The sequence below is a fragment of the Propioniciclava soli genome, assembly GCF_038502305.1.
GTDB lineage: Bacteria > Actinomycetota > Actinomycetes > Propionibacteriales > Propionibacteriaceae > Propioniciclava > Propioniciclava soli.
The window spans coordinates 722,933-745,573 of sequence record NZ_CP115965.1 but is presented as its reverse complement, the minus strand read 5'-3'; the positions used below and the strand labels follow the sequence as shown (position 1 = coordinate 745,573).

Sequence of the window (22,641 nt, the reverse complement as noted above, 5' to 3'; positions counted from 1 at the left end):
CAGCTCAGTTGCTGCGGAAGTAGCTGAGCACGCGCAGGATCTCGGTGTACAGCCAGACCATCGTGACGGTCAGGCCGAACGCCGCGCGCCACGACTCCGACGCCGGCAGGCGGTTGCGGACGCCCTGCTCGATGTAGTCGAAGTCCATGATGAGGTTGGCCACCGCGAGGAACAGGGCGACGATCGAGATGATCCAGGCCAGCGGGCCGGCCGCCGCACCGATGCCGCGCAGGCCGGTGTCGACACCGAACAGCGCGAGGCCGAGGTTCACCAGCACGAGGCCGGCGAACGCGAAGGTGCCGATCGTGATGATCTTGCGGAACTGGCTCGTCACCTTGATGCGCAGGAACTTGTAGGCGGCCAGGGTGGCGGCAGCCGCCACGAACGTGGCGAGCACGGCCTGGACGACTATGCCGTCGTAGAGGTAGTTGAACATGGCGCTGAACGCGCCGACGAAGACGCCCTCGACGATCGAGAACAGCCCCACGAATGCCGGGCTGATCTGGCGGCGGAACGACACGAACAGCACGACGACGAACGTCATGAGGCCCGACGCCAGGGCGACCGGAGTGACCAGGCTGATGGGCAGGAACAGGAAGGTCAGCGCCGCGACGAGGAACACCGAGCCCATCATGATGGCGGACTTGGTGATGACGTCGTCGATGGTCATGACGCCGGCCGGCGGCGGGGTTTGCGGCGCGCCGTACGGCTGGCCGTAACCCTGCGGCTGGGCGTCGTAGGTGGGCTGGCCGTAGCCCTGCTGCCCATAGGTCTGCTGCTGCGTGGCGAACTGCTCGCTGCGTGCGAACACGGGGTTGGAACTGCGCATGTCTGGCCTTTCATCGGTCAGGATCGTGAACTCATTGTAGACAACGCTACCCAGACCCCCGGCATTCCACTCCGGGACCCAACCCCGTCGTCCCCGGCTTCCCCTCGACCTGGGGCAGCAGTCCACCGCACCGCTCGTCACGCGCACGATCTGCTCTCCACGCTCCGGGGCATCCCCCCGGGGGTCCCCATGCACCGTCGCCACTCCCACCACCGCCCTGCGGCGGGCCCCTATCCTTGCCCCAGCGGTGTTCCGCACCCCGCCGAAAGGTCCAGCCACCATGCCTCGTCCGCGCCCGTTCGCCCAGGTCGACGTGTTCTCCGCCCAGCCGTATCGCGGCAATCCGGTCGCGGTCGTTCTCGACGCCGAGGGCCTGTCCGAGGACGCGCTGCAGGCGGTCGCCCGGTGGACGAACCTCTCCGAGACCACGTTCGTGCTCCCCGCCACCACGGACGCCGCCGACTACCGGCTGCGCATCTTCACCCCCGGCGGGGAGCTGCCCTTCGCCGGGCACCCCACCCTCGGCTCGGCGCACGCCTGGCTGGAGCACGGGGGCACCCCCCGCGACGCCCACACGATCGTGCAGGAGGTGCCGGCCGGTTTGGTGCGGATTCGACGCGAGGGGGGCATCGTGTCCTTCGCCGCGCCGCCCACCCTGCGCAGCGGCGAGCTGGACGCCGCCGACCTGGCACGGATCGTCGCTGCGCTCGGCGTCCGCGCCGACCAGGTGCTCGCCCACCAGTGGGTGGACAACGGCCCCGGCTGGGCGGTCGTGCGGCTGGCAACCGCGCAGGAGGTGCTCGACCTCGACCCCGATCTGTCGCTCATCCCGGATGCGATGGTCGGCGCGATCGGCGCCCACCCGGAGGGCTCCGCGCACGCCTTCGAGATGCGCACCTTCGCCCCGGGCGTCGGGGTGGCCGAGGATCCGGTGTGCGGGTCGATGAACGCCTCGGTGGGCCAGTGGCTCGTCGGCACCGGCGAGGTCCGCGGCCCCTACCGCGTCACCCAGGGCGCCCGGCTCGGCCGGGCCGGGGACATCACGATCACCCCGGACGCCGACGGTGACGTCTGGGTCGGCGGCGCGACCACGACGCTGTTCCGCGGGACCGCCCTCCTCTGACGACGGCGACCCCACGCCCGCGACCACCCATCCGCCACCGACCCGGAAGAGAAGGACCCCATGACCCCGCCGCTCCTGGACTCACGGCTGCCGATCGTCGCCGCGCCGATGGCCGGCGGCCCCTCCACCGTCGCGCTCGCCCACGCCGTCGCCTCCGCCGGGGCCTTCGGGTTTCTCGCGGGCGGATACAAGTCGCCCGAGGCCCTGGCTGCGGAGATCGACCAGCTCCGCCCGCTGGGCGCCGGGTTCGGCGTCAACCTGTTCGTCCCCGCCGACGATCCGGTGGACGAGGCCGCCTTCGCCACCTACGCCGACGAGCTGGGGGCCGAGGCGGAGGCGTACGGCCTGGAGCTCGACCCGACGCCGTTCGCCGATGACGACCGGTGGGGCGAGAAGCTTGCGCTGCTGCTCGCCGAGCCGGTCCCGGTCGTGTCGCTGACGTTCGGCCTCCCCGATCCGGCCGACATCGCGGCGCTGCAGCGGGTGGGGACCCGGGTGCTGGCGAGTGTCACCACCCCGGGGGAGGCGCGGCTGGCCCGGGACGCCGGCGTGGACGGCCTCGTGGTGCAGGGGCCGGCCGCGGGTGGGCACTGCGCCACCTTCGACCCCACCCGCGTCCCCCCGCCGCAGCCCACCGCGGCCCTCGTCACTCAGGTGCTCGCCCACGGGGATCTTCCGGTGGTCGCCGCCGGCGGCGTCGACGGGCCGGACGCCGTCCGCGCGTTGCTGGACGCCGGCGCGGAGGCCGTCGCCGTCGGAACCCTGCTGCTGCGCACCGACGAGGCGGGGACCTCGGCGACGCACAAGCGGGCACTGGGCGATCCTGCCTTCACCGAGACGGTGCTCACCCGGGCGTTCACGGGTCGGCCGGCCCGGGCGCTGCGCAACGGGTTCACCGACCGGCACCCCGAGGGGCCGGGTGGCTACCCGGCCGTCCACCACCTCACCCGGGCACTGCGCCGGGCCGCGGCCGACGCCGGCGACGCCGACCGGCTGCACCTGTGGGCAGGGACGGGGTGGCGCAACGCCCCCACCGGCCCGGCCGCCGACGTCATTCGCCATCTCAGCGGCGGGGTCTGACCCTGTCACCCCGCACCCGGGCCTGAGCCTGGGCCTGGGCCTGGGCCTGGGGTGCCCCCGGCGGGATTCGAACCCGCACTCGGGCGGGTTTAAGCCGCCTGCCTCTGCCCTTGGGCTACGGGGGCCTGCGCGCCCAGTCTGTCACTGACGCACCGCGACTGCGGGCGCCCTCAGCCGCGCAGGAGGCCCAGGACGAGGCCGTCGAGGATGTCGGCCTCGCTCACGGTGAGGTGGACGCCGACGCGCTGCCCGACGCGCGAGCAGATCAACGCCCCGGCACAGATCACGTCGGCGCGGCCGGGCTGCATCGTCGGGAGCCCGAGCACGTCGGCGACCGGGGTGGTGAGCAGACGTCCGGCCAGCCCGTCGAGGTCGGCACGCGACACGACCGAGCCGTGGACGCGCGCGCGGTCGTAGGCGGGCAGCTCCTGGGCCAGGGCGGACAACGACGTGGCCGTGCCACCGACCCCGAACCAGGTGCGCGCTGCCGCGAAGTCGATGCCGCTGGCGTCCAGCAGGTCGTCGCAGTAGTCGATGGCCTCGGTGATCTCGTCACCGCTCGGCGGGTCACCGGGCAGGAAGCGCTCCCGGAGGCGCACCGACCCCATGTCCAGCGACGTGGCGGCGGCGATGCCCTCGGCGCCGCCCAGGACGAGTTCGGTGGAACCGCCGCCGATGTCCATGACGAGGGCGGGCGCGTCGGCGTCCGGCAGGGCCGTCAACGCGCCGGTGAACGACAACGACGCCTCCTCCTCACCCGAGATGACCTCCGGCGTCACGCCGAGGCGCTCGGCCACCCCGTCGAAGAAGGCGTCGCGGTTGCCTGCGTCCCGCGCGGCGGAGGTGGCCACGAACCGGAGCCGCTCGACGCCCAATCCGCGCAGCTGGGCCGCGTAGTCGTCACAGGCGGCGAAGGTGCGGGCGAGGGCGTCCGGGTGGAACTCCCCGGTGGCGTCCACGCCCTGGCCCAGACGGGTCAGCCGCAGGTCGCGGGCGAGCTCGGTGAACCCGCCGTCGGACGCCTGCGCCGCGAGCAGCCGGACGGAGTTCGTGCCGCAGTCGATGGCTGCGACACGGTCGGGGGTGGTCATGCAGGATCCTCCAAACAGGGGTTGGTCCAGAACGCGCCGAGGGCGTCCAGCGCCTCGTCGCCGAGCGGATTCACGCCGCGGCCGGCGGCCAGCGCATGGCCCACCAACACGTGCAGGCACTTCACCCGCGTCGGCATGCCGCCGGCGCTGGTGCCGGCGATCTCCGGCACGTCACCGAGCGCGGCCCGATCGGCCAGGTAGGCCTCGTGGGCGCGGGCGTGGCCCTCCGCCAGGGAGGCGTCCTCGGCGAGCCGGGCCGTCATCTGTGCCATCACCCCTTGTGCCTCCAGGGTGGAGCAGCCGGCGACCGCGCGCGGGCAGGTGAGGTAGTACGTGGTGGGGAACGGCGTGCCGTCGCTCAGCCGGGGCTCCGTGGCCACCACGCCGGGCTTGCCGCAGGGGCAGCGCCACGCGATGCCGGCGATGCCGCGCGGGGCGCGTCCGAGCTGGGCCGCCAGGACGGCGACATCGTCGGCGGAGGCAGGCTCGTAGGGTGGCACCGCATCAGCGTAGCCGCTGGCCGCCCAGCCCGGCCTCGGGGGACGGCCCGCGCAGCCCGGTCAGCGCGACGGCTCGGCCGCAGGGGCCTCGACGAGCGTGGGCTCGGCAGCGTCGGCCGCGGCGATGGAGCCGGCCAGATGGTCCCACCACCGCGCCTCCAGCCCGTGCGACGTGCCACCTTCCACGCCCTGGATCTCGACGCCGCCGGTCAGCACCTCCCCGTCGGTGTCGATCACGCGGTAGCCCACCTCGCCGGGCATGACCCACCCGAGCCGCTCGCGGGCCTGGGCGACGACGTGGGCCGGATCCTCCCAGCGCCCCAACCGCGCGGTCAGGTCGTCGACGGCAGCCTCGCGCTGAACGATCTGCTCCCGGGCGATCGCCAGCTGGCTCGACTGGACGAGGTAGACGCGCAGCGAGCCGGCGAACGACAGGCCCAGCACGACGAGGACGGCGAACAGCACCAGCGCGCGCCGCGTCACGTGCCATTGCCCCTTCGGACGCACCGCGCGGCCGAACCGCCGGGTGGCGGCCAGCGCGGTGGCGGCCCGGCCTGCGCGGGGCGTCCCGGTGGTGGCGGGCGGCGTCGGGGAACTGGCCTGCGGCGCGGCGGTGGCGCCGAACAGGCGGCGTCCGGGGGCACCGGGTCGCTTCGATCCGCGGCCGGGGCCCGCCGGCCGACGGGCCGGTCGTGCGTCGCGCGCCATGGATCCCCCCTCTCACCGGTTGCGCCCTCCAGCGTAGGCGGACGCCGGCGTCCGGTGAGGGCGCGACACTCGCCCAGACGCCGGACGTGGAGCCGGACGCACGAAACGGCCGGCCCCCACAGGGACCGGCCGCCTCGGTGGTTGATCTGCCGGATCAGCCCTTGAAGCGCGGGAACGCGGACCTGCCGGCGTACACCGCGGCATCCTCGAGGGTCTCCTCGATGCGGATGAGCTGGTTGTACTTCGCGACGCGCTCGGAGCGGGCCGGGGCACCGGTCTTGATCTGGCCGCAGTTGGTGGCGACGGCCAGGTCGGCGATCGTGACGTCCTCGGTCTCACCGGAGCGGTGCGACATCATGCAGCGGTAGCCGCTGCGGTGGGCAAGCTCGACGGCGTCCAGCGTCTCGGTGAGCGAGCCGATCTGGTTGACCTTGACGAGCAGCGCGTTGGCGGTGGCGGTGTCGATGCCGCGCTGCAGGCGCTCGGGGTTGGTGACGAACAGGTCGTCGCCCACGATCTGGATCTTCTCGCCCAGCTCCTGGGTGAACTTCTTCCAGCCGTCCCAGTCCTCCTCGTCCAGCGGATCCTCGATGGAGACCAGCGGGTACTTGGCGATCCATTCCGCGTAGATGGCGATCATCTCGTCGGAGCTCTTCTTGGCGCCCTCGAAGTTGTACGAGCCGTTGTCGTGGAACTCCGACGCGGCGACGTCGAGCGCCAGCGCGATGTCGGTGCCCGGCTTGAGGCCGGCCGCCTTGATCGCCTCGACGATCAGGTCGAGGGCCTCGGCGTTGCTGTCGAGGTTCGGCGCGAAGCCACCCTCGTCGCCCAGGCCGGTGGCCAGGCCGCGGTCGTGCAGCACCTTCTTGAGCGCGTGGTACACCGAGGCGCCCATCTGGACGGCCTCGACGAAGCTCGGCGCGCCGATGGGGGCGATCATGAACTCCTGCACGTCGACGTTGGAGTCGGCGTGGGAGCCACCGTTGAGGATGTTCATCATCGGGACGGGCAGCACGTGCGCGTTCGGGCCACCGAGGTAGCGGAACAGCGGCAGGTTGGCCGACTCGGCCGCGGCGTGCGCCACGGCGAGCGACACGCCGAGGATGGCGTTGGCGCCCAGCTTGGCCTTGTTCGGGGTGCCGTCCAGCTCCAGCATGGCGGCGTCGATCTCGCGCTGGTCGGTGGCGTCGAAGCCGATGACCTCTTCGGCGATGGATTCGTTGACGTTCTCGACGGCCTTCAGGACGCCCTTGCCGCCGTAGCGCGACTTGTCACCGTCGCGCAGCTCGACGGCCTCGAAGGCGCCGGTGGAGGCGCCGGACGGAACGGCCGCACGACCCTGGGAGTCGTCGTCGAGGAGAACCTCCACCTCGACGGTGGGGTTGCCGCGGGAGTCCAGGATCTCGCGGGCGTTGACGATCTCGATGCTTGCCACAGTTTCTCACTTTCAACGTGTGCAGGACGCGTCCAGCCTACCGGTGATTGCGGCGTCCGGTTGGCCGAATCAGGCGGACGCCTCAGCTGCCCGGATGCTCTGCTCGAGCTCCCGGACGGCCGCCCGCACCGCCTGGTCGGCGTCCACCCCGGACGCCTGGGCGCGGGCCACCAGCGTCAGCACGGCCTGGCCGACCTCGTCGGCATCCACGGGCTCGGCGGGCAACTCGACCTCGACGCGGTGGTGGCGGGCCCTGGCCACGACCTTGCCCGCCCGGGCCAGGGGGTCCAGGGGCCCCGGGATGCCGTCCAGGGCCGAGGTCCGGCCCTTCTCGGCGCGCTTGCGCTCCTCCCAGGAGCCCATCAAATCCTCCGGCGCGGCCGCATCGGCGAACACGTAGGGGTGGCGCCGCACCAGCTTGTCGGCGATGCCGTCGGCCACGTCGTCGATGGCGAACCGGCCCTCCTCGGCCGCGATCTCCGCGTGGAACACCACCTGGAGCAGCAGGTCACCCAACTCCTCACGCAACAGCGCGTCGTCGCCCGCCTCGACGGCCTCCACGACCTCGGCGGTTTCCTCCACCAGGTGCGTCACCAGCGAACGGTGCGTCTGTTCGGCGTCCCACCCGCACCGCTCCCGCAGCGTGTGCATCACCGCCACGAGGCGGGCGAAGGCGTCCGACACGGCCGAACCGGTCAGCCCGGAACCTGCGCCGAGGGTGCCACCCGCGCCAGGCTGGCGTCGGCGAGGGTGAAACGCGTGCCGTCCCAGGTGCCGTAGCGGGGGTTGATCTCGATGTCCATGTCGCCCAGTTCGGCGAGGAACTCCTCCCGCCCCACCTTGTCCATCACCACGAAGGCGCGGGCGACGCTGTGCACCCAGTCCCGCCCCTCCTCGGTCTGCGCGGCGGCGGCGTAGCGCGGGCTCTGGCTCAGCACGGCGCTGAGCTCGGCGTCCGTGACGTCCACCTCGTTGCGATCAGCGATGATCGCGGACGCCTCGCCGACCGTCAGGTCGAACACGGCCTGCCGGGAGGCCACCGCCGCGTCCCGTTGCAGGATCGCCGCCACCACCGGGGTCGCCTCGCGCACCGCCACATCGGGGATGCGCACCCCCTCGACGACGGCGGCATTGGCCGCGGACGGGGCGCAGCCGGTCAGCGTGAGCGCGGCGAACGCGCCGGCGGCGACGAGGCCGTGCGTGAGGCGGGTGGAGCCGCGGCGGGCGCGGGCGAGGGGCGACATGGCGATCCTCCTGGGTTGGTTGTCGCTGGCGATCCTACCGGGCGGCCCACACCAACGCGGCCAGCACCCCGAGGGCGAGCAGCGCCGTTCCCCCACCCACCGCGAGCACCGAGGTCGGCGCCGTCGGCATGCCCGCGTGCACCAGCCCGCGCACGGCCTTGGCATGGCGCAGCGACTGGTCCCGCAGCACGATCACGATGATGACCACCACGCCCACCACCGCCGGCGCCACCGGCACGTGCGCGAGCGCGAGCAGCCGCACCATCAACACCCCCACCACCAGCAACGACAGCGTGGTCCGCGTCCACGCCAGCGTCGTGCGTTCGGGCTGGAGCCCCGGGTCGTCGTGCCGCGGCGCGGCGGTGGCGCGGCCCGTCACGTCAGGCCCCGGCGCCCAGCACGAGGCCGAGCAGCACGAAGGACGTCAGCGTCAACCCCACGGCCAGCAACAGCGCCAAGGACGGGGCCGGCAGCGGACGCCCCCGCCGCATCGCCGTCTCGACGCGGTGCCAGCGGTACGTGGCGGACAGCGACGCGACCAGCGCCGTGCCCACGAGCACCAGCGCGGCGAGGTGCCGGATGAGGTGCGGGAACACGTCCGCGGCGAACGCCTCCAACGCCACCCCCGCGCCCAGCAGGGCCAGCGACGTCCGCATCCAGGCGAGGAACGTGCGCTCGTTCGCCAGGGTGAAGCGGGGGTCGGGCTCCGCGCCGTCGGGGAACAGCCGGCGCGTGAGCCAGCCGCGTCCGGTGGTCTCGGGCGATGGCTCCGAAGCCGGCTGGGGCGCGTCCTCGTCGCTGTGCGTGGAGTCGGTCACACCCGCGACCCTAGCGCTGCCTACGCGCGGCTGGCCGCGACCTCGGGGGCGAGCAGCGCCGTGACGGCCTCGGTGGCCCAGGCGATCAGGTCGGCATCGACCAGCGGCTGACCGGCCACGGGCGCCGTCCGCGGACGCGGCAGGAACAGCTGCTCGGTCTGCCGGTTGACGCGCGAGCCCGGGTAGAGCCGCTGCCGACGCATGTCCCGGCTCTCCGGCAGCGTGACCGGGGAGAACCGCACCATCGTGCCGGCGCTCAGCACCTCGCTCAGCCCCGCCGCCCGGCACAGCAGCCGGAACCGCGCGACGGCCAGCAGGTTCTCGACGGGTTTGGGGAGGGGGCCGTACCGGTCGAGCAGTTCCTCACGGACGGCGTCCAGCTCGGCCTCCGAGCGCACCGCGGCGAGGCGCTTGTACATCTCGAGGCGCAACCGCTCCGACTCGACGTACTCACCCGGCAGGTGGGCCTCGACGGGCAGCTCGATCTTCATCTCGGGCTCGGGTTCGACGTCCTCGCCGCGGTACTCGGCGACCGCCTCCCCCACCAGGCGCAGGTACAGGTCGAAGCCGACGTCGGCGATGTGGCCCGACTGCTCCTCCCCCAGCAGGTTGCCGGCACCGCGGATCTCGAGGTCACGCAGGGCGATCGCCATGCCCGCCCCCAGGTCGGTGTGGGCGGCCATCGTGGCCAGCCGGTCGTGGGCCGTCTCGGTGAGCGGCTTCTCCGGCGGGTAGAGGAAGTAGGCGTACCCCCGCTCCCGGCCGCGGCCGACGCGTCCGCGCAGCTGGTGCAACTGCGAGAGGCCGAGCAGGTCGGCGCGCTCGATGAGCAGGGTGTTGGCCGTCGAGATGTCCAGGCCTGCCTCCACGATCGTGGTGCAGACCAGGACGTCGGCCTCGCGCTCCCAGAAGTTGACCATCACCTGCTCGAGGGCGTTCTCGTTCATCTGGCCGTGGGCCACCGCCACGCGCGCCTCGGGCACCAGCTCGCGGATGCGGGCGGCCGTCTTCTCGATGGTCTGCACGCGGTTGTGGATGTAGAACACCTGCCCCTCGCGGGCCAGCTCGCGCCGGATCGCCGCGCGCACCTGCCCCTCCTCCCACGGGCCGGCGAAGGTCAGCACCGGGTGACGCTCCTCCGGCGGCGTGGCGATGACGCTCATCTCCCGGATGCCCGTGACCGCCATCTCCAGGGTGCGGGGAATGGGGGTGGCCGACATCGACAGCACGTCGACGTTGAGGCGCATCTTCTTCAGCGCCTCCTTGTGGTCGACGCCGAAGCGCTGCTCCTCGTCGACGATCACCAGGCCGAGATCCTTGAACACGACCTGGTCGGACAGCAGCCGGTGCGTGCCCACGACGACGTCGACCGAGCCGTCGGCCAGGCCGTCCACCACCTTCTTGGACTCCGCGGCGGTCTGGAACCGGCTCAGGGCGCCGAGGGTGACGGGGAAGCCGGCGTACCGGTCGGCGAAGGTGGCGTGGTGCTGCTGCACCAGCAGGGTCGTGGGCACGAGGATCGCGACCTGCTTGCCGTCCATCACGGCCTTGAACGCGGCGCGGACGGCGATCTCGGTCTTGCCGTAGCCGACGTCGCCGCACACCAGGCGGTCCATGGGCACGACGCGCTCCATGTCGCCCTTCACCTCGGTGATGGCCGCCATCTGGTCGGGCGTCTCGACGTAGGAGAACGTGTCCTCCAGCTCGCGCTGCCACGGGCTGTCGGGGCCGAACGCGTAGCCCTCGGACGCCTGCCGCGCGGCGTACAGCTTGATGAGTTCCGCAGCGATCTGCCGGACGGCCTTGCGGGCGCGGCTCTTGCGCTTGTTCCAGTCCGCCCCGCCCATGCGGTCGAGCGTCGGGGCCTCGCCACCGACGTAGCGGGTGATCTGGTCGAGGGCGTCCATGGGCACGAACAGCCGGTCGGCCGGCTGGCCCCGCTTGCTGGCGGCGTACTCGATGACCAGGTACTCCCGCGTGGCCCCGCCGATCGTGCGCTGCACCATCTCGACGTAGCGCCCCACCCCGTGGGCGTCGTGGACGACGTGGTCGCCCGCCGTGAGCTCGAGCGGGTCGATCGTGTTCTTGCGCCGCGCCGGCATCTGCCGGGCGGCCTTCTCCACGCCCTTCTGCCCCGACAGGTCGGCGCTCGTCACCACCCACAGGTTCAGCGCCTCGAGGGTGAAGCCGCGGCCGAGTTCGGCCTCGATCACCTCCACCTTCCCCGCGAGGTCGTGCTCAGCGAGGATGTCGTTCATCCGGGACGCGCGCCCCGGGGTGTCCGCCACCAGCACCACCCGCTGCCCGGACGCCGCCGCCGCGGCGATGGCGTCCACCGCCGCCTCCACGTCACCGCGGAACGGCTCGTTGACCGTGCCGGGGACGCGGCTGCTGTCCGGGTCGTCGGCGAACGCCGACAGGGTCCACCAGCCCAGGCCGCCAGCCAGGGCGTCCGACCGGACGTCGCCGAGCTGTCGGTAGGCCGAGGCCCCGAGGTCGATGGGCGCCTTGCCGCCGGCCGCGGCCGCCGACCAGCTCGCCGCGAGGAATTCCTGCGACGTCTCGTGCAGTTCTGCCGCGCGGGTGCGCACCTTCTCGGGGTCGCTGACCAGCACGAGGGTGGCGGGGTCGACCACATCGACGAGCAGCTCCATGCGGTCGACGAGCGCGGGGGCCAGTGCCTCCATGCCGTCGACGGCGTGCCCCTCGCTGATGCGCTCGAACAGCTCGCGCAACTGCTGCGGAATGGCGAGGTTGGCGGCATGCTCGCCCGCGCGGGCGCGGACGGCGTCGTCCAGCAGCAGCTCGCGGCACGGCGAGGCGACGACCTCGCGGCGCTGCTCGTCGTCACTGCGCTGGTCGGCCACGGCGAACGGGTGGATCTCCTCGACGGTGTCGCCGAAGAAGTCGACCCGCAGCGGGTGCTCCTCGGTGGGGGGAAACACGTCGACGATGCCGCCACGCACGGCGAACTCGCCCCGGCGTTCGACGAGGTCGACGCGCACATAGGCGGCGTCCACGAGGGCCTGCGCGACGGCGTCCACGTCGTGGTCCTCACCCACGGCCAGGCGAACCGGACGCAGTTTGCCCAGCCCCGCGACCTGGGGCTGCAGCACCGCCCGGACGGGCGCGACGGTCACGCGCGGCGGCGGCAGCTCCGACGTGCCAGCGAACCGGCGCAGGACGGCCAGGCGCCGGCCCACGGTGTCGGAGCGCGGCGAGAGGCGCTCGTGGGGCAGCGTCTCCCAGGCGGGGAAGTAGGCGACGTCGTCTGGCCCGAGCAACGAACGGAGCGCATCCGTGGCCGCCTCAGCCTCGCGGTACGTCGACGTGACCACCAGCAGCGGACGCCGCGCGTCCCGCGCCAACGCCGCCGCCACCAGGGGGCGCACCGGTTCCGGACACGTCACGTCGCCCGTCGGCTCGGCCCCCGCGCGCGCGACGTCCACCAGGTCAGCCAGGGTGGGTTCGGACGCGACGAGCTCGATCAGCTCGGAAAGATCCACCGCAACAGTGTAGGGCGCCACACCGAAGCCTTGACCTGCCCAGGAGGGCCGGGCTCAGCGCCGCTGCGCCTCCTTTCCCGAAGTGAGGCGACCGTGATCGTCGCGCACCCAGGCGATGCCGTGCGCATCCGTGAAGCTGAGACGGATCACCCGCCACGTCTCGTGTTTCGTCACCGGCCGAATGGCACCTTTGACATCTGCAGCGGCCTGGGGGAACGTCCAGTGGTAGACATGCTCCTCCAGCGCGACGTAGTTTCCCGGCGGTAGCACGAAGAGGGTGAGCGGGAACTGCTCGCTCCCCCGTCGATCCCTCGCGACAACCTGGACGTTGTACACCGGGGAATCGGACGCGTTGCTGACCAACAACCCGTCTCGGCGGTCATCCTCAGCGTTCGTCACGACGCACCACGCGTTCACAGCGCTCGCTTGCTCCCGCTCGGCCCGCCGGGCCGCGGCAGCATCCCTGCCACTCTCGATGCGGTAGAGCCGACCGGCTGTTCGACCGGCCCAGGTCGCTGCGAGAAGCGCGAGGATCGCGGTGACAGCGGTGATCCAGTCAGTGATGGAAGGCATGCGGCGCTCCTGTCGCGGGGGGGTGACGCGGGGGTGGCGTCAGAGTAACTGTGTGCTCCGGCCAGGGGAAGGCCCTTCTCACCCCAGCGCTGGGCGTCTGGCCGACACCGCGTGAGGGAGGTCGACAGCTCCCTTCCATTTTTCGATTACTTGTTCTATACTGGAGCCATGACGACCATCGCGGCGACACGGGGGGTGCGGCCCGTGACCGACCTGCCCGAACCTGAGTGGTGGGGCATGGTGGATGCGTCGGCGCCCGCGGTCCTGGAGTCGGACTGGTTCGGGGCCGTCGCCGATCTCTTCGCGCGCTCCGACCAGGAGACGCTGGCGACCACGGACGACCGACAGCCGGGCCGGGTCACAGGCCTGGCGGGGGCAGCCGAGCCGGCGCCGTGGTCGCTGCCCGACGAGGTCCTCCTGGCCGAGCTGTCCGCGGTCGGCGCCGCCGCGTCGGCGCTGCGCGGCCGGTGGCTGGGGCTGGTCGCCGAGGCGGAGCGGCGCCAGCTCACCCTTCGTACCCACAGCGTGCCCACGGCGTCCTGGCTCGCCGCGGGAACGACGCACTCAGCGCGGCAGGCCCGCGCGGACGTCCGCCTGGCCGGCCTGCTGGACGACCACGCACCTGTCGGAGACGCCCTGCGCGCGGGGCGCATCTCCACGGAGCAGGCCGCCGCCATCGCCACCGGCCTGGAGCACCTGCCTGACCGGCTCGATCGAAGCCAGGTGGAGGCCGTCGCCGAGCACCTGGTGCAGTTGGCGGATGAATTCAACCCGCCCGCGTTGCGCAGGCTGGTCCACCACGCCGTGGCGGTCGTGGCACCCGAGGTCGTGGCGGAGCACGATCGCGCCAGTCTCGAGCGGGCAGAACGATCCCAGCACAGGAACCGTCATGTGGGGTGGAAGACCGACCCCGAGGACGGGGGGCTCCGCTTCTGGGGCAAGCTCGACGCGGTCAACGGCGAGCTGTTCAAGCAGCATCTCGCGGCGCTGGCCAGCGGGCAGCGCTGCGCGGACGCCGCCATGGGTGTCGAGACCACCCCCGGCCAAGCGCTGGCCGACAGCCTCATGCTCTGCTTGACCCATCACGCCGGTTGCGCCGGCGGCCCCGTGAAGGGTGGGGACCACACGCGCGTGGTGGTCACCCTCGACCACGACGCCCTGCGCGCTGCCCTCGGGGCTGCGTCCCTGGTGGAATCGGACGAGCTGGTCACAGCGGCGCAGGTGCGTCACCTCGCCTGCAGTGCCGGTCTCCTCCCGCTGGTGCTGGATGGGGAGTCGCTCCCGCTGGACCTGGGGCGTTCCCAGCGGCTGTTCACGCCGGCGCAGCGGGTGGTGTTGGCCGTGCGGGACCGGGGTTGTTCGTTCCCGGGGTGCGACCGGCCGCCCTCGGACTGTGAGGCACACCACGGCCTCGATCCCTGGTGGCGATCCGGCAGAACCGATGTGGCCGACGGCGTCCTGGTGTGCCCGCACCACCACCACTTGGTGGAGCCCAACCCCAACCTCCCCGACGAGCGCAACTGGCTCATCGACTTCGACGGGCGCGGTCACCCCGTGTTCCACAGCCCGGTTCGTTCAAACGGCAAGCGCGTCGTGCAGCAGCACCATCGGTACCGGACCTGAGACGTCTCGGTCATGGCCATCGAACAGAGCGACAGCTGCCGGGTCAGTGATGCCCCTCAGCGCTGCCGTCGACCGGCCCCGCGGGCCGGTTCAGGAGTTGAAGCGATTCTGCGCGTCGGCGAGCCCGGAGAGCATCAGGGTCTCCACGGCGTCCGCGACGCGGGACGTCTCGACCTCATAGTCCTCGCGGAGCGAGGTGGGGATCGGCGCGAGCACGTAGGCCGCGGGGTCCTGACGACCGGGGGGCCGTCCGATGCCGTAGCGGACGCGCGGGTAGTCACCGGTGCCGAGGTGGGCGCGGAGCGACTTCAGTCCGTTGTGCCCGTTGTCCCCGCCACCGGACTTCAGGCGGAGCTGCCCGAAGTCGAGGTCGAGCTCGTCATGGACGGCGATGACATGATCCGGAGCAATCTTGAAGAACGCGCAAACCTTCGCCACGGCGATCCCGGAGTCATTCATGAAGGTGCGCGGCTTGAGCAGCACGACCCGCTGGGCGTCCGCGCCGACACCCCCCAGCCCGGAGGCGGCGAGGCGTGTCTCGGCCACCTCCCCGCGCATGCCGCGCGGGGAGGTGAAGGACGAGCGCGCCCGCGCGGCCAGCTCGTCGACCACCATGAAGCCGACGTTGTGCCGCGTGAACGCGTAGGTCGGGCCCGGGTTCCCGAGCCCGACCACGAGCCAGGTGGACAATGCTTACTCCGCGTCGCCCTCGGCGGCCTCGGCGTCGGCCTCGTTCTGCTCGGCCTCTTCCTCGGTGGACGCCGTGGCGGCGGCCTCCTCCTGCGCGGCGACCTTCTCCTCGTCGGTGGCGTCCGCCACGGCGGCGTCCAGCTCGGCGGCGACCTGGTCCGCGGTGGGCGCCGCTGCGATCGAGAGGATGAGGTCGTCGGCCTCGCCGTGGAACACGGCGCCCTGCGGCAGCTCGAGCTGACCCGCGGAGAGGCTGTCGCCGATCTCAAATGCGGAGACGTCGATCGCGATCTCGGACGGGATGTTCGTGGCCTCGACCTCGAGCGAAATGCTCTGCTGGTCGAGCACGAGGATGCGGTCCTCCTTGTCAGCACCGGTGACGACGATCGGGATGTCGACGGTCACCTTCTCACCGCGGCGCACGACGACGAGGTCGACGTGCTCGATGAAGCCGCGAATCGGGTCGCGCTGCACCTGCTTGGGCAGGGCCAGCTGGTCCGCGGCGCCGTCGATGCTGATGGACAGCAGCGCGTTGGCGGTGCGCAGAGCGAGCAGGGTCTCGTGACCCGGCAGCGTGATGTGGACCGGATCGGTGCCGTGCCCGTAGATGACGGCAGGCACCTTGGCGGCGCGGCGAATGCGGCGCGCGGCACCCTTGCCGAACTCGTTGCGCGCCTCGGCGGCGAGCTTGATCTCGTTGTTGGCCATGGTTTCTCCTCAACCTTGCGTGGAACGACGAGCCCGGCAAGGGAGGGCGGGCCATCGGGCCCACGCCTTGTCGATCACGGGACCGCGTCCCCTCGCCAAGCAACCCGAGCATCCTACCCCGTGCGGCGCCGACACTCACACTTGGGCGTCAAACTCCGGTTTCGGAGGTGGAGTTTGAGCCCCCAACCGGAGTTCGACCGCCAGCGTCTGTTTGCACAGCGAGCCGTTCTCCGCCCTGGCTGAGCCCTGCCAGATTGAGCCCGGCCCGAGTGAGCCCGGCCCAGTTCCCGTCCAGCCCCATTCCCAGTTCCGAACTCAGCTCAGTGGAACGACCCGTCGAACAGGCTGGCCACGGAGCCGTCCTCGAAGATCTGCTTGATCGCCTCGGCGATGAGCGGAGCGACGGACAACACAGTGAGCTTGGGGATGTTGAGTTCCTCCGAGATCGGCAGCGTGTTCGTCACGATGATCTCCTCGAACGCCGACTCGTTGAGCCGCTGGGCGGCCGGGCCGGAGAGGATGGGGTGCGTGGCGGCGGCGATCACGGTCTTGGCGCCGTGGTCGATCAGCGTCTGGGCGGCGGCACAGATGGTGCCGGCGGTGTCGATCATGTCGTCCACCAGCAGGCAGACGCGGCCCTCCACGTCGCCGACGACCTCGCCCACGGCCACCTCGTTGGCCTTGTTCGGGTCGCGGCGCTTGTGGATGATCGCCAGGGGCGCGCCGAGGTGGTCGGTGAACTGGTCGGCCAGGCGGACGCGGCCGGCGTCCGGACTCACGACGGTGAGGTCCTCGAGCGAGTAGTGCTCGGTGATGTAGTTGACGAGCACGGGGAGCCCGACCAAATGGTCCACGGGTCCGTCGAAGAAGCCCTGGATCTGCGAGGCGTGCAGGTCGATCGACATGAGACGGTCGGCGCCGGCGGTCTTGAACAGGTCGGCGATCAGGCGGGCCGAGATGGGTTCGCGTCCGGCGTGCTTCTTGTCCTGCCGCCCGTAGGGGTAGAAGGGCGCGACCACCGTGATGCGCTTCGCGGAGGCGCGCTTGAGGGCGTCCACCATGATGAGTTGCTCCATGAGCCACTCGTTGACGGGCGCGCAGTGGCTCTGGATGACGAAGGCGTCGGCGCCGCGAACCGACTCCTCGAAGCGCACGTAGATCTCGGAGTTGGCGTAGGTGAGGGAGCGCGTGGGAACGAGCTCGACCCCGACCAGGGACGCCACCTCCTCGGCCAGTTCCGGGTAGGCCCGCCCCGAGGCGAGGATGAGGTGCTTCTCGGACTGTCGCTTGATGCCCGTCACTCGTCAGGCCCCTTCGTTGTTGATCGCCTCGCGCGCAGCCTGCCACGTCCGGGTGTCGCCGCGCCGGGTTTCCACCCAGCCCGGAATATTACGCTGCCGGGCCCGGGCGATGGCCAACTGTCCGGGATCGACGTCGTCGGTGAGCGCCGAACCCGCGGCGACGTAACTGCCGTCCGCCACGGTGACGGGTGCGACGAGCACGCTGTTGCTGCCGACGAAGCTGTGCCGCCCGATCACCGTGGTCGACTTCGAGACCCCGTCGTAGTTCGCGAAGATGGTGCCGGCGCCGATGTTGGCGCCCTCCCCCACCTCCGCGTCGCCGCAGTAGGTGAGGTGCGGCACCTTCGCGCCGTCGCCGATCACGGCGTTCTTCGTCTCGACGAAGGCTCCGATCTTGCCGCGGACGCCGAGCTGCGTCCCCGGCCGCAGGAAGGAATAGGGGCCGACCGTCGCGCCATCGCCGATGACGGCGAGCGAGCCGTGGGTCCGGATCACCGTGGCCCCCTCCCCCACCTCGACGTCGGTGAGCGTGGTGTCGGGCCCGATCGTCGCGCCCGCGGCGATGGTCGTGGCCCCCTCGAGGCTCGTGCCGGGCAGCAGCGTCACGTCGGTGCCGAGGTCGACGCTCGCGTGGATCCACGTCGTGGCCGGGTCCACCACCGTCACGCCCGCCCGCTGCCACTCTTCCACGATGCGGCGGTTGTACTCGCGGTTGAGCGCGGCCAACTGGACGCGATCGTTCACGCCCTCGGTCTGCCAGCGGTCCTCCAACACGTGGCTGTGGACGCCCCGCCCCGCGGACCGGGCGAAGCGCACCACATCGGTGAGGTACAGCTCACCCTGATCGTTGTCGGCCGTCAGGGAGGCCAGCCCGTCGCGCAGCACGGGCCCGTCGAACACGTAGATGCCGGCGTTGATCTCGCGGATCGTCGCCTGCTCGGGGGTGCAGTCGCGCTGCTCGACGATGGCGGCCACCTGATCACCGTCGTCGTCCCGCACGATGCGTCCGTACCCCGTGGGGTCGTCCAGCTCGGAGGACAGGATCGTGACGGCGTCACCCGTGGCGCGGTGCTGGGAGACCAGTTCGGCCAAGGTTTCACCGGTGAGCAGCGGAACGTCACCCATGGTCACGACCACCTCACCTTCGGACGCCTCGAGTGCGGCCAGACCGCACCGCACGGCGTCACCCGTGCCCCGCTGTTGCTCCTGCACCGCGGTCAGCGCATGGGGGGCGATCTCGGCGAGGTGGGCGGCGACCTGTTCGCGCTCATGGCCGACCACCACCACGAGCCGCTGGGGCGCGAGGGCGTCCGCGGCGTCCACGGCGTGGCTGAGCAGCGACTGACCCGCGACGGCGTGGAGCAGCTTTGACCTCGTGGACCTCATGCGCGTCCCAGCTCCCGCCGCCAGGATGACGACCGCCGCCACCTGCCCACTCACCTGCTCGGTCATGACACTCCTCGTGCGTTGCGGTGCGCCGGTCGACGCCGGCGGGTCTCGCCGAAGCCTACCGAAGGGGACACCGACGGGGGCCTCTCCTCGGCGGTCGGCATCACCCACCTCTGGTAACGATGCGGGCCGCGACGCCCGGGCGACCGACGACAGGGGGTGCCAGGGCTTGTGGGGGTGCAAATGCCAGCGTTCACGTTTTCGCCACCAGCCTGTCACCCTTGATGTGCGCAACCTTGCGTCCACCTAGTAGGGTCGATTGCACAAGGTTGCCTTACCTTCGTAAGAACCTTGGTTCCGATACCGAAAGGACATCATGAACGACGCAACGCTCGCCCGCCTCTCCGAGGCGACCGCCTTCGATCCCTCGGGTGACAAGATCGGCTCCGTCGGCCAGGTCTACCTCGACGACGCGACCGGTGAGCCCACGTGGGTCACCCTCAACACCGGTTTCTTCGGCACCTCGCAGAGCTTCGCTCCGCTTGAGGGACACCGCTGGGACGGCGATGACCTCGTGCTGGCTCACTCCAAGGACATCATCAAGGACGCCCCGCGCGTTGACGCCGATGGCCACATCTCCGAGTCGGAGGAGGCGGAGCTCTACCGCTACTACGAGGGCGTCCGCGGCGACCGCACCACGGCCCCCGTGGCTGGCACCGTGAACGACCGTGACGTCGTCGCCGACCGTGACGTCGTCGCCGATCGTGACGTCCGCGACCGCGACGTCGACACCCAGTCGATGACCGCGTCCGAGGAGCGCCTCAACGTGGGCACCGAGACCACCGAGGCCGGCCGCGCCCGTCTGCGCAAGTACACGACCACCGAGGAGCAGACCATCACCGTCCCGGTGACCAAGGAGCGCCTGGTCGTGGAGCGCAACGCCGTCGACGGGACCGCCAGCGCGGGCACCATCGACCCGAACGCCACCGAGGTCGTCGAGGAGGTGATCTTGCGCGAGGAGCGCCCGGTCGTCTCCAAGGAGACCGTGGCGGTTGAGGAAGTCAGCATCGGCAAGGAGACGGTCACCGAGAACCAGACCGTCACCGACACCGTCGCCAAGGAGCACATCGAAGTTGACGGCGCCGAGGGCACCGTGCGCGACGACCGTCGCTGAACGACCCGCTCGCACCGGCAACGGCCGGCGTCCCTGGTGGACGCCGGCCGTTGCCGTCCCCCGCTTCCCGGCGCCCAGCCGCTACGCTGCCCGCACCCGTTCAAGGAGCAACCGCCCATGACACGCCTGTCCCGTGCCAATCTCCCGCAGGCCCACCTCATCGGTGCGAGCGCCCCGCAGCAAACAGGCATCGTCCACTTCGGCCTCGGCAACTTCCACCGCGCCCACGCCGCCGTGAACACGGCGCTGGCGCTGGCGGCCGAGCCCGGTGAGTGGGGCATCCTGGGCATCGCGAACCGCTCACGCAGGGTCACCACCGCGCTGCAGGAGCAGGACTTCCTCTACAGCGTCGTCACCCTCGACCCCGCTGCTGAAGAGGTGGGCGTGGTGGACGTCCACCGCCGCCTGCTCGTGGCGGCCGAGGACGGGCCCGACATTCTCGCCGCCGCGGCCGACCCGGCCCACAAGATCATCACGCTGACCATATCGGAGACGGGCTACCACCTCGATCCGCGCACCGGGCTGCTCGACCTGGCCGCGGCCGACGTCGCGAGCGACCTCGCCTCCCGCGCGCCGGCGTCGCCGTTGGGGCAACTGGCGTTCGGCCTCATGCGCCGCCACGCCGAGAACGGCGCGCCCATCAGCGTCCTCTCCTGCGACAACCTCCTCGCGGCCGGCCACACCACCCGGGCGGCCGTGACGCAATTCGCACAGGAGGCGGAGGCGTCGGAGGACTTCCTGGGCTGGCTGGGTGATTCGGTGTCGTTCCCCAACGCGATGGTGGACCGCATCGTGCCCGCCCCGACCGACGAGACGAGTGCGACTGCGGCTCGGGTGCTGGGGGTCGAGGACGCCAGCCCCGTTCCGGCCGAGAAGTTCTCCCAGTGGGTCATCGAGGACGACTTCCGGGCAGGACGCCCCCGCTGGGAGGCCGCCGGCGTCATCTTCACCGACGAGGTCGAGAAGTACGAGCAGGTCAAGCTGCGCCTGCTCAACGGCGGACATTCCCTCATCGCCTATCTCGGCGGGCTGTACCGGCGCGACACCATCCCGGCATCGCGTCAGCAGCCGTTCATCGAAGACTGCGTCCGCGCCTGTCTGATGCAGGAATACCTGCCGTCGATCGACCAGCCGACCGGCTTCGACGCGGACGCCTACGTGCAGCAACTCTTCGCCCGCTGGAGCAACACCGTGCTCGGCGACAAGACGGCCCGCGTGGGCTCCGACGGCTCGACGAAGCTCGTCCAGCGCGTGCCGATCCCGGCGGTGGCGGCCCTGGACCGAGGACGCATGCCCCACCAGCTGGCGCTCACCGTCGCGGGGTGGATCTGCTGCGTCTGCCCGCCCGCCGGTTTCGACCCCGGACCCGTCGCCGCGGCCATGATCGAGCCCAAGGCCGACGCTCTGCGGGCCGTCGCTCAGGGCGCGACGAACGTGGCGTCCCACGCACGCGCCATCGCCGAGGCCTCCCTGCCTGACGACCTGGTCGCCCACGGCGCCTTCGTCGAGCGCGTCGCCGACCTGGCCCAGATCATCGTCACCGGCGGCGTCCGCGCCGCAGCGGCGGACGCGCTGGCGGCCCGCCAGTGACAAACTCCTGGCGCTTCAGGCTCATCGAAGCCGGCACGAGAACCGACGAGCGTGGTCACCGCGGAGCCCGCTGCGACGGTCGACGACGCGGAGCCCGGAGCAGATGTCCTCGCAAGCCGTCGGACAGGTACCAGGCCGGCGTCCGCCCGCTCCGCGCCCCCCTTATCAACAGCTGCCGATTCAGTCTCCTACAGACCGAGCAGCTTGCGCTTGGCTGCGGCGAACTCAGCATCGTCAAGAATGCCTCGCTCATGCAGATCAGCGAGTCTGGCAATCTCATCATTCAGCCCCGTACTTGCTGAGACCGTGGGCTGCGCGGCTGCCGGTGCGGGCCCAGCAGACGCCGGCGGCGTACTGCCGTTGTAGTTGAGGTGTTGGGTGTTCTGTCGCGTCAGCATCCGCTGACGGGCCGCGTCTGCGACTTGGTTGATCACGCTGACGCCTTCGCGGAAATTGTCAATGTCCTCCAAGACGACGCGCTCCCAACCGCCGGGCCGTTGAGCCCAGAGCGCGACGGATCCCACTCCCCGGGCCTTTTGCGTCATCGTCTGCGTCGCGTCTACATCAAAGATCTCGTGAACCCGGATTTGCTGGCTCCGCGTGGAGAGCACACCCTTCTCGAAGATCAGGTAGTCCTGCGTGAGGCGGTACCGCCCGCCCCCGATCCCGCTGACGGGTTTCCCAACAGCCCACCACAGATTGTCGGGCTCCTGGGCGGGATCGCGCTTCTCGGTCAGGTTGCCCATCATCGTCCGGGCGGCGCCGCTCGCACCGGCCACACCACCTTCTTGATCTGCATAGCGATCCGTCCACTGCTCGCCATCCCACCACCGCGGACGCCCCGAGCCGTCGTCGTACCATCCCGCCACAGCACCCATAATTCCTCCTTTGCGACCCTGCTCCATGGTCGTCCTGATACCGGCCAGCGCGATCGCCCAGCGCCCACGCCTGCCCAGCCTAGGGGTAAGCCACTGCGAGCTCTGGTGAACGCGCCATGTCACGAATGCTGAATTCCGGCTTGGGTCAACGTCGGCGTTTGCGACCCGGCACCACACGGCCGAGCGGGAACCCGAGGGGAGCGGAAGGCTGCCCTGCTCACCAGGCCCGCAGTGCGGCATCCAGCACCCCGGGTAGGAGTCGAACCTACTGCGCTGATCCTGATTCAAAGTCAGGCGGGCCCTGCCGAAAGACCAACCGGGGTTCGCCCGCGATCCCGCGGACCCGTCGAGTCTAGCGGCCCCGGGTCGGTCCATTGGCGC

The 22,641-nt window shown here is 71.3% G+C and carries 20 protein-coding genes, 2 tRNA genes and 1 pseudogene; 5 read left to right on the top strand and 18 right to left on the bottom strand.

Features of this window, described 5'->3' with window-relative positions:
* Window positions 1-22: 22 nt before the first annotated feature.
* A pseudogene (locus PCC79_RS03335) lies at window positions 23-829 on the bottom strand (Bax inhibitor-1/YccA family protein); the annotation flags it as partial.
* A gap of 280 nt (window positions 830-1,109) precedes the next feature.
* Between PCC79_RS03335 and PCC79_RS03330 the strand changes: the two are divergent.
* Window positions 1,110-1,952, top strand: a complete 843-nt coding sequence (locus PCC79_RS03330) for a PhzF family phenazine biosynthesis protein (RefSeq protein WP_342372996.1) — start codon at window positions 1,110-1,112, stop codon at window positions 1,950-1,952.
* 60 nt (window positions 1,953-2,012) lie between these two features.
* Entirely contained in the window at window positions 2,013-3,032 is a 1,020-nt protein-coding gene (locus PCC79_RS03325) for an NAD(P)H-dependent flavin oxidoreductase (protein ID WP_232549600.1), read from the top strand.
* 52 nt (window positions 3,033-3,084) lie between these two features.
* On the opposite strand, the gene PCC79_RS03320 is transcribed toward PCC79_RS03325, so the two are convergent.
* From PCC79_RS03320 to PCC79_RS03270, 11 genes are all read right to left on the bottom strand, one after another.
* A tRNA-Leu gene (locus tag PCC79_RS03320) sits at window positions 3,085-3,157 on the bottom strand.
* 45 nt (window positions 3,158-3,202) lie between these two features.
* The gene (locus PCC79_RS03315) at window positions 3,203-4,123 is read right to left on the bottom strand and encodes a Ppx/GppA phosphatase family protein (RefSeq protein ID WP_232549599.1); all 921 of its coding nucleotides are present in this window, start codon (window positions 4,121-4,123) and stop codon (window positions 3,203-3,205) included.
* Window positions 4,120-4,623 (bottom strand): DUF501 domain-containing protein, encoded by a 504-nt coding sequence (locus tag PCC79_RS03310; protein ID WP_232549598.1) that lies wholly within the window; start codon window positions 4,621-4,623, stop codon window positions 4,120-4,122. The genes PCC79_RS03315 and PCC79_RS03310 overlap by 4 nt, the downstream gene beginning before the upstream one ends.
* A gap of 60 nt (window positions 4,624-4,683) precedes the next feature.
* Window positions 4,684-5,331 carry an FtsB family cell division protein gene (locus PCC79_RS03305; RefSeq protein WP_232549597.1) on the bottom strand — a complete coding sequence of 216 codons (648 nt, stop codon included), beginning with the start codon at window positions 5,329-5,331 and terminating at the stop codon, window positions 4,684-4,686.
* A gap of 154 nt (window positions 5,332-5,485) precedes the next feature.
* Window positions 5,486-6,766, bottom strand: a complete 1,281-nt coding sequence (gene eno, locus PCC79_RS03300) for a phosphopyruvate hydratase (protein WP_342372995.1) — start codon at window positions 6,764-6,766, stop codon at window positions 5,486-5,488.
* Window positions 6,767-6,835: 69 nt separating this feature from the next.
* Window positions 6,836-7,417: a MazG family protein gene (locus PCC79_RS03295; RefSeq protein ID WP_342373587.1), complete on the bottom strand. Its 582-nt coding sequence runs from the start codon at window positions 7,415-7,417 to the stop codon at window positions 6,836-6,838.
* A 44-nt stretch (window positions 7,418-7,461) separates the two neighbouring features.
* Window positions 7,462-8,010 carry a hypothetical protein gene (locus PCC79_RS03290; RefSeq protein WP_232549595.1) on the bottom strand — a complete coding sequence of 183 codons (549 nt, stop codon included), beginning with the start codon at window positions 8,008-8,010 and terminating at the stop codon, window positions 7,462-7,464.
* Between the two features lie 34 nt (window positions 8,011-8,044).
* On the bottom strand, window positions 8,045-8,389 hold the full coding sequence (locus PCC79_RS03285) for a DUF202 domain-containing protein (RefSeq protein ID WP_342372994.1): 345 nt from the start codon (window positions 8,387-8,389) through the stop codon (window positions 8,045-8,047).
* A 1-nt stretch (window position 8,390) separates the two neighbouring features.
* Window positions 8,391-8,828: a YidH family protein gene (locus PCC79_RS03280; protein WP_232549593.1), complete on the bottom strand. Its 438-nt coding sequence runs from the start codon at window positions 8,826-8,828 to the stop codon at window positions 8,391-8,393.
* Window positions 8,829-8,848: 20 nt separating this feature from the next.
* A complete protein-coding gene (gene mfd, locus PCC79_RS03275; RefSeq protein WP_342372993.1) occupies window positions 8,849-12,334 on the bottom strand; it encodes a transcription-repair coupling factor in 3,486 nt (1,161 codons plus the stop codon).
* A gap of 54 nt (window positions 12,335-12,388) precedes the next feature.
* On the bottom strand, window positions 12,389-12,907 hold the full coding sequence (locus tag PCC79_RS03270; RefSeq protein WP_342372992.1) for a hypothetical protein: 519 nt from the start codon (window positions 12,905-12,907) through the stop codon (window positions 12,389-12,391).
* A 168-nt stretch (window positions 12,908-13,075) separates the two neighbouring features.
* Here PCC79_RS03270 and PCC79_RS03265 point away from each other — a divergent pair, with 168 nt between their 5' ends.
* Window positions 13,076-14,530 (top strand): HNH endonuclease signature motif containing protein, encoded by a 1,455-nt coding sequence (locus tag PCC79_RS03265; RefSeq protein WP_342372991.1) that lies wholly within the window; start codon window positions 13,076-13,078, stop codon window positions 14,528-14,530.
* 90 nt (window positions 14,531-14,620) lie between these two features.
* On the opposite strand, the gene pth is transcribed toward PCC79_RS03265, so the two are convergent.
* The 4 genes from pth to glmU form a co-directional block, all read right to left on the bottom strand.
* Window positions 14,621-15,220 (bottom strand): aminoacyl-tRNA hydrolase, encoded by a 600-nt coding sequence (pth, locus tag PCC79_RS03260; RefSeq protein WP_342372990.1) that lies wholly within the window; start codon window positions 15,218-15,220, stop codon window positions 14,621-14,623.
* A gap of 3 nt (window positions 15,221-15,223) precedes the next feature.
* Window positions 15,224-15,928 (bottom strand): 50S ribosomal protein L25/general stress protein Ctc, encoded by a 705-nt coding sequence (locus tag PCC79_RS03255; protein ID WP_342372989.1) that lies wholly within the window; start codon window positions 15,926-15,928, stop codon window positions 15,224-15,226.
* 320 nt (window positions 15,929-16,248) lie between these two features.
* Window positions 16,249-17,229 (bottom strand): ribose-phosphate diphosphokinase, encoded by a 981-nt coding sequence (locus PCC79_RS03250; RefSeq protein WP_332836195.1) that lies wholly within the window; start codon window positions 17,227-17,229, stop codon window positions 16,249-16,251.
* Between the two features lie 3 nt (window positions 17,230-17,232).
* The gene (gene glmU, locus PCC79_RS03245) at window positions 17,233-18,681 is read right to left on the bottom strand and encodes a bifunctional UDP-N-acetylglucosamine diphosphorylase/glucosamine-1-phosphate N-acetyltransferase GlmU (protein WP_342372988.1); all 1,449 of its coding nucleotides are present in this window, start codon (window positions 18,679-18,681) and stop codon (window positions 17,233-17,235) included.
* A 313-nt stretch (window positions 18,682-18,994) separates the two neighbouring features.
* Here glmU and PCC79_RS03240 point away from each other — a divergent pair, with 313 nt between their 5' ends.
* Together PCC79_RS03240 and PCC79_RS03235 are read left to right on the top strand one after the other, a co-directional pair.
* The gene (locus tag PCC79_RS03240; RefSeq protein WP_342372987.1) at window positions 18,995-19,792 is read left to right on the top strand and encodes a YsnF/AvaK domain-containing protein; all 798 of its coding nucleotides are present in this window, start codon (window positions 18,995-18,997) and stop codon (window positions 19,790-19,792) included.
* Window positions 19,793-19,909: 117 nt separating this feature from the next.
* Window positions 19,910-21,382, top strand: coding sequence for a mannitol dehydrogenase family protein (locus PCC79_RS03235; RefSeq protein ID WP_342372986.1), 1,473 nt, complete (start codon window positions 19,910-19,912; stop codon window positions 21,380-21,382).
* A gap of 188 nt (window positions 21,383-21,570) precedes the next feature.
* Here the strand turns inward: PCC79_RS03235 and PCC79_RS03230 are convergent, their stop codons facing one another.
* Both PCC79_RS03230 and PCC79_RS03225 read right to left on the bottom strand, forming a co-directional pair.
* Window positions 21,571-22,260, bottom strand: a complete 690-nt coding sequence (locus PCC79_RS03230; protein WP_232549584.1) for an SHOCT domain-containing protein — start codon at window positions 22,258-22,260, stop codon at window positions 21,571-21,573.
* 244 nt (window positions 22,261-22,504) lie between these two features.
* Window positions 22,505-22,583: transfer RNA gene (locus tag PCC79_RS03225), tRNA-Gln, on the bottom strand.
* Window positions 22,584-22,641: the final 58 nt, after the last annotated feature.